Source organism: Nocardia sp. NPDC102475 (assembly GCF_055584605.1).
On record NZ_JBVJLS010000003.1, the window covers coordinates 524,986 to 535,166 of the forward strand.

General features: G+C 66.3%; 8 protein-coding genes. 4 read left to right on the forward strand and 4 right to left on the reverse strand.

Annotation, left to right across the window (positions count from 1 at the left end):
- Positions 1-12: 12 nt before the first annotated feature.
- Complete coding sequence (gene dxs / locus ACZ60G_RS08175; RefSeq protein ID WP_465808350.1) at positions 13-1,911, reverse strand: 1-deoxy-D-xylulose-5-phosphate synthase; 1,899 nt, start codon at positions 1,909-1,911, stop codon at positions 13-15.
- Positions 1,912-2,112: 201 nt separating this feature from the next.
- On the opposite strand from dxs, the gene glsA reads away from it, so the two are divergent.
- The 3 genes from glsA (at position 2,113) to ACZ60G_RS08190 (ending at position 5,606) form a co-directional block, all read left to right on the forward strand.
- On the forward strand, positions 2,113-3,978 hold the full coding sequence (glsA, locus tag ACZ60G_RS08180; protein ID WP_465808352.1) for a glutaminase A: 1,866 nt from the start codon (positions 2,113-2,115) through the stop codon (positions 3,976-3,978).
- Between the two features lie 77 nt (positions 3,979-4,055).
- Positions 4,056-4,739 carry an SIMPL domain-containing protein gene (locus tag ACZ60G_RS08185; RefSeq protein WP_465808354.1) on the forward strand — a complete coding sequence of 228 codons (684 nt, stop codon included), beginning with the start codon at positions 4,056-4,058 and terminating at the stop codon, positions 4,737-4,739.
- A gap of 63 nt (positions 4,740-4,802) precedes the next feature.
- The gene (locus ACZ60G_RS08190) at positions 4,803-5,606 is read left to right on the forward strand and encodes an enoyl-CoA hydratase (RefSeq protein ID WP_465808356.1); all 804 of its coding nucleotides are present in this window, start codon (positions 4,803-4,805) and stop codon (positions 5,604-5,606) included.
- Positions 5,607-5,609: 3 nt separating this feature from the next.
- Here the strand turns inward: ACZ60G_RS08190 and ACZ60G_RS08195 are convergent, their stop codons facing one another.
- The 3 genes from ACZ60G_RS08195 to ACZ60G_RS08205 form a co-directional block, all read right to left on the reverse strand.
- Entirely contained in the window at positions 5,610-5,909 is a 300-nt protein-coding gene (locus ACZ60G_RS08195; RefSeq protein ID WP_465808357.1) for a DUF1330 domain-containing protein, read from the reverse strand.
- Between the two features lie 195 nt (positions 5,910-6,104).
- Positions 6,105-7,664 (reverse strand): class I SAM-dependent RNA methyltransferase, encoded by a 1,560-nt coding sequence (locus ACZ60G_RS08200; protein WP_465808359.1) that lies wholly within the window; start codon positions 7,662-7,664, stop codon positions 6,105-6,107.
- Positions 7,661-9,649, reverse strand: a complete 1,989-nt coding sequence (locus ACZ60G_RS08205; protein WP_465808361.1) for an APC family permease — start codon at positions 9,647-9,649, stop codon at positions 7,661-7,663. Before ACZ60G_RS08205 ends, ACZ60G_RS08200 begins: the two co-directional genes overlap by 4 nt.
- 242 nt (positions 9,650-9,891) lie before the next feature.
- Between ACZ60G_RS08205 and ACZ60G_RS08210 the strand changes: the two genes are divergently transcribed.
- The coding region (locus tag ACZ60G_RS08210) for an NAD-binding protein (RefSeq protein ID WP_465808363.1) at positions 9,892-10,181 on the forward strand (290 nt) is incomplete at its 3' end.

Genomic DNA, 10,181 nt, shown 5'->3' on the forward strand with positions numbered 1-10,181 from the left:
ACGACCCCTGGCTCAGCGTGCATCGAGCCAGCCCGAGATGCGGCGGGCGATATCGGTAGCCGTCAGTCCCAGCTCTTCGTGCACCTCGTTGCGAGACGCATGGTCCAGGAAGTGTTGCGGCACACCGAGATCGCGGGTCGGCACATCCAAGCCCGCACCGCGCAACCGCGCGGAGACGGTGGACCCGATGCCGCCGTGCAGACCGCCGTCTTCCAGAGTCACGACGAGACGGTAATTTTCGGCGAGTTTGACGACGGTATCGGAAACCGGCAGCACCCACCGCGGATCGATGACGGTGACCGAAATACCTTCCGGCTCCAGCAGATCCGCGACCGCGACCGCAATCGACGCGAAAGGTCCGACCGCGACCAGCAGTACATCACCGCGCTGGGCTCGAGCAGAGCCGCCCTCACGCTCGGGCAGCCGCAGCACATCGACCCCATCGAGCCGCTCGACGGCCGAAATATCCTCGGCCACACTGCCCTTCGGGAAGCGAATGGCGGTCGGTCCGTCGCTCACCGCGAGCGCCTCGGCCAACTCCTCACGCAATGTCGCCGCATCGCGCGGGGCCGCAACGCGTATGCCCGGAATGATGCCGAGCACCGACAGATCCCACATGCCGTTGTGCGAGGCGCCGTCCGGACCGGTGATTCCGGCGCGATCCAGCACCACCGTCACCGGCTGCTTCAGCAGCGCGACATCCATCAGCAACTGGTCGAAGGCGCGGTTGAGGAATGTCGAGTAGATCGCGACCACCGGATGCATGCCGCCGAGGGCGAGTCCGGCCGCCGAGGCCATCGCGTGCTGTTCGGCGATGCCGACGTCGAACATCCGCTCCGGGAACCGCTCCCCGAATGCCGCCAGACCGGTCGGTCCGGGCATCGCCGCGGTGATCGCGACGATATCGTCGCGCTTCTCCGCAAGCGCGATCAACTCCTGGGAGAACACCGAGGTCCAGCCGAGCGCCTTGGGGCCACCGAGCGGGCGGCCGGTGAGCGGGTCGATCGGATCACAGGCGTGCATCTGGTCGGCGACGTGGTTCTCGGCGTGCGAGTAGCCGCGCCCCTTCTGCGTCACCACGTGCACGACCACCGGCCCGCCGAAATCCTTCGCGCGACGCAGCGCCGCTTCCAACGCGACGGTGTCGTGGCCGTCCACCGGCCCGACATACTTCAACCCGAGATCGCTGAAGAGCTCCTGTGGACTCACCGCATCCTTGATCCCGGCCTTCACCGCGTGCACCATCGAGTACGCGGATTCACCGACGCGCGGAATGCTCTTGAGGATCCGCTTCCCCGCATCCAGCGCATGCTCGTAGGCGGGTTGAGTGCGCAGCGCGGTCAACCGGTCGGCGAGGCCGCCGATGGTCGGCGCATAGGAGCGGCCGTTGTCGTTGACCACCACGACGACGGGCCGGTCCGGCGCTGCGGCGATATTGTTCAGTGCCTCCCAGCACATGCCACCGGTGAGCGCGCCGTCGCCGACGACCGCGACCACATGCCGGTTCTGCCCGGTCAGCGCGAAGGCCTTCGCCAGACCGTCGGCATAGGACAGCGAGGCCGAGGCGTGCGACGACTCGACCCAGTCGTGGGCGCTCTCGGATCGGCTCGGGTAGCCGGACAATCCACCCTGCTTGCGCAGCGTGTCGAACTGATCCTTGCGACCGGTGAGGATCTTGTGCACGTAGGCCTGATGCCCGGTGTCGAAGATCAACGGATCGGCCGGCGAGTCGAAGATCCGGTGTAGTGCGATGGTCAGCTCGACCACGCCGAGATTGGGGCCGAGGTGCCCGCCGGTGACGGCGACCTTCTGCACCAGGAACTCGCGAATCTCCTCCGCCAGTTCGCCCAATTCGGCAACGGTCAGCCGTCGCAGGTCTTCGGGCGTATCGACCCGGGAAAGCACTCCCACCTGAACTCGCTCCCTCCGGATAGCGCATCTGATCCGATCAGTCTACGGAGCCGCGCCAGTGGCTCCGCACGACAATGCCCCGCCACCAGCCGACTTCGCGTGGAAGTGTGAGCCTCCACACGAATCGCCGCCCATCCGAAAACACGCTCGGGCGGACGAGTTCGCCAGTCCAGCTAACGTTACCCAGCTTAGAGTGGACCCGTGGCCCTGCCCCAGCAGAAGGTTCCGCAAACGGTCGACCCCGGCGTCGTGGCACGCATCGTCACCGATGTCTACGAATTGTGCCGCGCCGACGATTCCGGGGAACTCGCCGATTACATCCCCGAACTGGCTGCCGTACAACCCGATTCGTTCGGACTGTGCCTGGCCACCGCGGACGGACGGGTCTACGGTACCGGCGAGGTCACCACCGAGTTCACCATCCAGTCGATCTCCAAACCCTTCACCTACGCACTCGCACTGGCCGATCGGGGCATCGCGACCGTCGCCGAGCACATCGATGTCGAACCCTCCGGCGACGCGTTCAACGAGATCAGCCTGGATCCGGTGACCGAACGCCCGCGCAATCCGATGATCAATGCGGGCGCGATCACAGCGGCCGCACTCATCACCGGCCGCGACCCGACCGACCGCTTCGAGCGCATCCGGCGCTGCTACTCCCGCTTCGCCGGGCGCGAGCTGACCATGAACGAGGCGGTGTACGCATCGGAGGCGCGCACCGGATTCCGCAATCGCGCCATCGGCTACATGCTGCGCTCCTTCGGCATCATCGAATCCGATCCGGACGAGGCGGTCGACCGGTACTTCCGGCAGTGCTCGATCGATGTCACCTGCCGCGACCTCGCGCTGATGGCCGCGACCCTGGCCAATAACGGACTCAACCCGCTGACCCGCGAACGGGCACTGACCGCGGCCCTCACCGAACGCGTGCTCAGTGTGATGACCACCTGCGGCATGTACAACGCCGCGGGCGACTGGGTGACCACTGTCGGCCTCCCCGCCAAGAGCGGTGTCGGCGGCGGCATTCTGGCCGTGCTGCCCGGCCAGATCGGCATCGCCGTCTATTCCCCTCGGCTGGATACGCACGGCAACAGCGTGCGCGGTGTCGCCGCCTGCCAGGCGCTGTCACAGCGGCTCGAATTGCACTTCCTGCACGTCACCCGGTCCGCGCGCACCGCGATCCGCGCCGCGTACACGGTGGCCGAGGTCCCGTCACGGCTGCGACGCACCACCGACGAGTTGGACGTCCTCGCCGAATTCGGGCACCGCGCCCGCGTCTACGAACTGCACGGCGACCTGTTGTTCACCGGTGCGGAGCGGGCGGTGCGCGCGATCGAGGAGCAGGCGCGCGAGTTGGCGGCATTGGTAGTGGACCTGCGGCAGGTCGGTGAAGTCAGCGGGATCGCGGTCCAGATGCTCGATGCCTTGCAGATCGAACTCGCCGCAGCGGGCTGCCGCGTCGCCATTGTCGACCCGGACAGCAAACTGGGGCATCTGGTCTCCAGCCTGGATCCGGCCGACCCGCGCGGGCGGGTATTCATCGATCGCGATACCGCGACCGAATGGTGCGAGGACATCATCCTCGACCACCATAGGCCCGCGGACGAACCGGCGTGCACGTCCCTGCCGATCGAGGACCATCCCGCACTCGCGGATCTCGCTCCGGCCGATCGCAGCCGTCTGGCCAAGGATTTCGAGGTGCGCACCATTGCCCGCGGCGAGGTCATCGCCGAGCGCGGCAGCACCCGCTCCGGGCTGTATCTGATTCTCGAGGGCCGGGTCCGGATCACCTTCGAGGGCGCCGATGCCCGGACCCATCGGCTGGTATCGCTTTCGGCGGGAATGTCTTTCGGCGAGGTCCCGATGTTGGTCGGGACACCGTTCGTGAACGAGGCACGTGCGGAAAGGGCGGTGCGCGTCGCGGTTCTGCGTCCGGAGCGGTTCGACATGCTCACCGAGCAAGCGCCGGACCTCAAGCTCGCGCTGCTCGAGCGACTCGCCGCGGAAGCGTATGCGCAGATGGATGCGGTGGTACGCGCTATCGCCGTGCGCGGCGGCGACTATTGACCGGTTTGCCCGGGTCAAGGGGACATTTCCGAAGCATCGACCGTTGCGTCTGAAACCGATGAAGTCAGGAGAGCGCTGTGAGCAGGAAGAAGTCCGACGGGACCGCGGGCACGGTCACCACCTTCGGGTCCGGCAGCGCCCGCGCCACCCCGGATCTGATGCGCGTCACCATTTCCGTCGAAACCCGGGCAGGCAAGGTCGCGCTCGCCTACGGCCAGGCCGGTGAGCGCGTCGCCGCCGTCACCGAATCGCTGCGCTCCGATGGCGTTCCCGGCACCGATATCGCGACCCGCGGACTGTCGGTGCGCACCGAAACGGTCTGGCTCGAAGGCGGTGGCTCGAAGATCACCGGTTACGTCGCGACCACCGACCTCACCGTCGTGCTGCGCGATATCGGCGAAACGGCCGATCCGGGCCCCGCCACGATCATCGCCAACTGTGTCGACGCGGGTGGTGACGATGTCCGCCTCGGCGGCCTCGATCTCGGTTTCGCCGATCAGGAGAGCCTGCTGATCCGCGCCCGCGATGTCGCTTGGGACAACGCGCTCGCAAAAGCTGAGCAGTATGCGGGCCGCGCACGGCGCACCCTCGGCCCGGTTCTCGAAATCACCGAGAACGCCACCTCCACTCCGCCCGCCACACCCCGGCTGATGGCCATATCGGCCCCGATGAACGAGTCGTACGGCGGCGCTCCGGTCCCGGTCGAACTCGGCGAATCCGAAATCTCGGCGACCATCCGCGTGATCTGGCAGCTCGACTGATTCCATCTGACCTAACGCTTGCTTGGGTATAGTGAGGGCCTCATCGCGTCTGAAGGGGTCCGCATGTCGTTCGTGCTCATCGAGAAACCGCGACCGCAGGTCGCGCTGGTCACGCTCAATCGGCCGGAACGGATGAACGCGATGGCCTTCGATGTGATGATCCCGCTGCGCGAGGCCCTCGAAACGGTCAGTGCCGATAACGAAGTGCGGGTCGTAGTGCTCACCGGCGCGGGCGAGGGCTTCTGCTCCGGCGCGGATCTGCAGAACGCGGGCCGGATTCCCGATACCGAAGGCCTGACCAAGACCAGCGTTGCGCGGCGCTCGATGGATCTGCTCAACGATGTGATGATCACGCTGCGGCGGATGAACCAACCGGTCATCGGTGCGATCAACGGGGCGGCGATCGGCGGTGGCTTCTGTCTCAGTGTCGCCACCGATATCCGAATCGCGGGCGAGGACGCCTACTTTCGCGCGGCGGGCATCAATAACGGGCTCACCTCAGCGGAATTGGGCATCAGCTATCTGCTGCCGCGCGCCATCGGCGCCTCGCGCGCCTTCGAAATCATGCTGTCGGGCCGGGATGTCGACGCGGTCGAGGCCGAACGGATCGGCCTCGTCTCGCGCGTCGCGCCCACCGCCGAACTGCTGGACACCTGCTACGACCTGGCCGAACGGATCATCAGCTTCAGCCGCGTCGGTACCGAGCTCACCAAACGCATGCTGTGGAGCGGTATGGAGGCCGGCGGTTTCGAATCCCATATGCAGCACGAGGGCATGTCGCAGCTCTACGTCCGCCTCACCACCGAGAATTTCGACGAAGCTATCCGGGCGCGGCGCGACCGGCGGCCACCGGTATACGAAGACTGACCTTCACGAGCGGTGGTCTATGCCATCGACCAGCAGCGTCACCGTATCCGCGCCCGCGTGACGATCCTTGGAGATCTCCTGGTACTCGGGGGAATCCGCCCACTCGCGGAATGAAGGCTCGTCCGGGAACGACATCAGCACGACCTTCTCGCGATCCGAATCGCCCTCGATCACCCGCGGGGATTCATCGGAGGCCAGCAGGGTGCCGGAGTAGCGGGTGAACACCTCGAGGAAGCGCGCACGGTAACGATCGTAGGCGGTGCGATCGGTGAACTTCAGCTGTGCGACGACATACACGGTCATGGTTCGACTGTAAGCCGCTCTGGCACAACAGCAATCGAGGAACCGGACAGTAGGCGTGCGCGTCTGAGTAGATAAGGCACCACGCCGATTTCTCGACCATTTCCGAAACCGGTGTGGTCTGGGCGCTGTAGCGTGCGCCGCTGAGACTGGCTACAACTATCCAAGCCTGTGCTCTGTCCCAGGGCGTTACCTGCCTCAACGCTCCAGTAGGGCGAGGCATTCGACGTGGTGGGTGGCGGGGAAGGCGTCGAAGGCGCGTAGATCAGCGAGGTGGTAGCCCGCCGATTGGTAGAGGCCGAGGTCGCGGGCGAATGAGGCCGGATCGCAACCGATATGGATGATGCGGGACGGGCCGCTGGTGGTCACGGCGGTGACGACCTCCTTGCCCGCGCCCGCGCGGGGTGGATCCAGGACGACCACAGCCGGGGCGGCGCTGCTGGCATGTTCGGCCAGCCAATGTTCGACACGCTGGGCGCGCAGGTCCAGCCAGGGCAGATCGCGCAGCGCGGCACTACCGTCGGCGACCGCGGACCGCATCGATTCCACCGCCAGCACCGAACCGGTCTGACCGACCTGTCCGGCCAGTCGGGCCGCGAAAACCCCTACGCCGCTGTACAGGTCCCACGCCCGCTCCCCGTGACCGAGCCCCGCCCACCCGGCGACCACATCCGAATAACATTGCGCCGCACCATGATGCGCCTGCCAGAACCCGGTCGCCGCGAGCTCCCACCGCCGCCCGGCCACGTACTCGACCGTCCGACCGCTACCGCCGATCACCCACTCGTCCCGAGTCGCATGCGTCGCCGCCCGCCGCGCCGCGGCCCGTCGCCGAACCCCCTCTCCCCCAACCGATCCGGACTGATCGCTGCCTCGCGAGCCTTCGCCACCGAACCCATCACGACGGCTCCGACCATCCGTATCACCGGGCAGGGCCTGAGGGCCGTCGCCGTCATCGATACGCCGCCATTCCGATCCGCCCCGACGGCCTTCGTCGCCGTGTCCACGTGCACCGGTCCGCGGCGACTCGCTGCCGGGCCCCCGCTCAGCGGCACGACGCTTTCCGGAACGCCGGTCTGTCTCCCGCCTGCCCCGCCGATCCCCACCTCGCCTCGAAGGCCGTTCGGACTCGGCACGTCTGGCAACCGCCGACGGAGCCAACTCGACGATGTGCCGCATCCCATCGCCGTCGACCGCGACCACCAGATCCGCTCCGGGAGTCCACATTCGGTCCGCAATGCCGTCCAACGCACCCGGAACCGGTTGGGGGCAGCGCAGATCGGTGATCACCTCGGAACTGCGGTACCCGTGCACTCCGGCTCGCCCCTCGGCGTCAACGGCCAAGCGGACGCGGGTGCGCCAGCCGCCGGTGGCGTCGGCCGGATATCCGGCAATCGGCTCCACGGTGATATCTCGTTCGATTCCGGCGATACGATGCAGCTGCTCCGCCACAACCGCCGCCTTCAGCGCCCGCTGCGCGGCGGGGGTGGCGAAGGAGAAATCGCAGCAGCCCGCGCCACCGGGACCGGAGACGGGACAGGTGGCGGGAACGCGATCCGGGGATGCCTCCAGGATTTCGATCGCATCGGCACGGCAGAACGAACCCCCGCGATCCTCGGTGACCCGCACTCGAACCAGTTCATCGGGCAGCCCGTGTCGCACGAAAACCACCCGGCCCTCGTGCCGCGCGACACAGAATCCGCCGTGCCCGGGCGGCCCGAGCCGCACCTGGAAAGTGTTCGAGCGCCAGTCGGTCACCCTCGGTCCTCGTACCCGCGCCGCACCGCACCGGGCGCATTCACCACACCGGCCTGCCTGGCCTTCGCGGACGACGTCAACTGCCACGGCACACTCGTCACCATGACGCCCGGCTCGAACAGCAACCTGCCCTTGAGCCGCAACGCGCTCTGGTTGTGCAGAATCTGCTCCCACCAGTGTCCGACAACGTATTCCGGAATGAATACGGTTACCACATCGCGCGGCGAATCGCGCCGCACCCGCTTGACATAATCCAATACCGGCTTGGTGATTTCGCGATAGGGCGATTCGATCACCTTGAGCGGCACCGTGATATCGCTGCGCTCCCACTCCCGCACCAGCGCCCTGGTGTCGGCCTCGTCGACGTTCACCGTCACCGCCTCCAAAGTATCGGGGCGGGTCGCGCGCGCGTAGGCCAGCGCCCGGCGCGTCGGCAGATGCAGTTTGGACACCAGCACGATCGAATGCGACCGACTCGGCAGCACGCCGTCCCATTCGTGCTCATCGAGTTCGCGGGAAACCGAATCGTAGTGCCGCCGAATGAGTTTCATCACAACGAAGATCGCCACCATGGTGCAGATCGCGATCCAGGCTCCGGCGAAGAACTTGGTGATCAACACGATGACCAGCACCGTCCCGGTGGCACTGAGCCCGATCGCGTTGATCACCCGCGAACGCTTCATCCGCGCCCGCTGCGACGGATCGGTTTCGGTGCGCAACAACCGGGTCCAGTGCCGCAGCATGCCGGTCTGGCTGAGCACGAACGAGACGAACACCCCGACGATGTACAGCTGGATGAGCTTGGTCACCTCGGCGCCGAAAACCACGACGAATGCGACGGCCGCACCCGAGAGGAACAGAATGCCATTGCTGAACGCCAATCGGTCGCCACGAGTGTGCAACTGCCGTGGCAGGTAACGGTCCTGCGCCAGAATCGAACCCAGCACCGGGAAGCCGTTGAACGCGGTATTCGCGGCGAGCACCAGGATCAGCGCGGTCACCGTGGTGATGAAGAAGAAGCCGATCGGGAAGCCGTGGAAGACGGTTTCGGCCAGCTGGGCGATGAGTGTCTTCTGGTGGTAGTCCGCGGGCGCGCCGATCAACTCGGATTCGTTGTGCGCGTACACGATCCCGATCTTCTGGGCCAGGATGATGATGCCCATCAGCAGCGCGATCGCGATGCTGCCGAGCATCAGCAGCGTGGTCGCCGCGTTGCGCGACTTGGGTTTCCGGAATGCGGGCACACCATTGCTGATCGCCTCGACACCGGTGAGCGCGGCACAGCCGGAGGAGAACGCCCGCGCGATCAGGAAGGTGAACGCGAGTCCGTATAGGTGCTCGTCCTCGGCATTGAGCTGGAAGCCCGCCGATTCGGCGCGCAGGTCGTCGCCGAGTACGAAGATGCGGAACAGCCCCCACCCCAGCATCGCGAACATGCCGAAGATGAAGGCGTAGGTCGGAATCGCGAAGGCGACGCCCGATTCCCGGATGCCGCGCAGGTTGATCGATGTCAGCACGACGATGGCGACGACCGCGAACAACACCTTGTGCGTGGCGACGAACGGAATCGCGGACCCGATATTCGACGCCGCCGATGAGATCGACACCGCCACCGTGAGCACATAGTCGACAAGCAGCGCACTGCCGACGGTGAGCCCGGCGTTGGGTCCGAGATTCGTGGTGGCGACCTCGTAGTCACCGCCGCCGGAGGGGTAGGCGTGCACATTCTGCCGATAGCTGGCGACCACCACGGCCATCACGAATGAGACGGCCAGACCAACCCAGGGCGCATAGACGTAGGCAGAAATGCCTGCCACCGAAAGAACAAGGAAGATTTCCTCCGGAGCGTAGGCCACCGAGGACATAGCATCGGAGGCGAACACCGGAAGCGCGATTCGCTTCGGCAGCAGGGTGTGGCCCAGCGCATCGCTACGGAAAGGCCTGCCCAGCAGCAAACGTTTGGCTGCCGTCGTCAACTTGGACACTGGAGCGAGCATAGATCCCCGCAGGATGGAGCGCTCCCTCGGCCGGTTCGCGTCGTATGTTTGGTTGACAGGTGGAGGGGAAATTGGGCCATGGAAACATCTGGCAGGTACGGTTCGATGCCGAGGTAAGCAAACCGAACGCCCCGCGGCGCGAGCTCACGGCCCGGAGGCGGTGGCTTGCGTAACCACGCAGGGCCTGCGAGTGCCGCCAATTGAACACAGTTTCCAGGAACGAGGTTGCGGTGTACGTAGTGATCATGGGTTGCGGACGGGTCGGCTCATCGCTGGCACGCGCCCTGGTCCGGGTCGGCCATGAGGTCACCGTGATCGACCGGGACCACAGCGCCTTCCTGCGCCTCGGCGAGGACTTTCCGGGCGAGCGGGTGGTCGGTGTCGGCTTCGACCGGGATGTGCTGACCCGCGCGGGAATCGAGCGGGCCGACGCCTTCGCCGCGGTCTCCTCCGGCGACAACTCCAACATCATCTCCGCGCGGGTGGCCCGGGAAATGTTCGGTGTGCAGCGCGTGGTCGC

Coding starts and splice junctions, on each gene's coding strand:
- ACZ60G_RS08190 (WP_465808356.1), top strand. CDS start 4,803: ATGTCGTTCGTGCTCATCGAGAAACCGCGACCGCAGGTCGCGCTGGTC.
- ACZ60G_RS08195 (WP_465808357.1), bottom strand. CDS start 5,909: ATGACCGTGTATGTCGTCGCACAGCTGAAGTTCACCGATCGCACCGCC.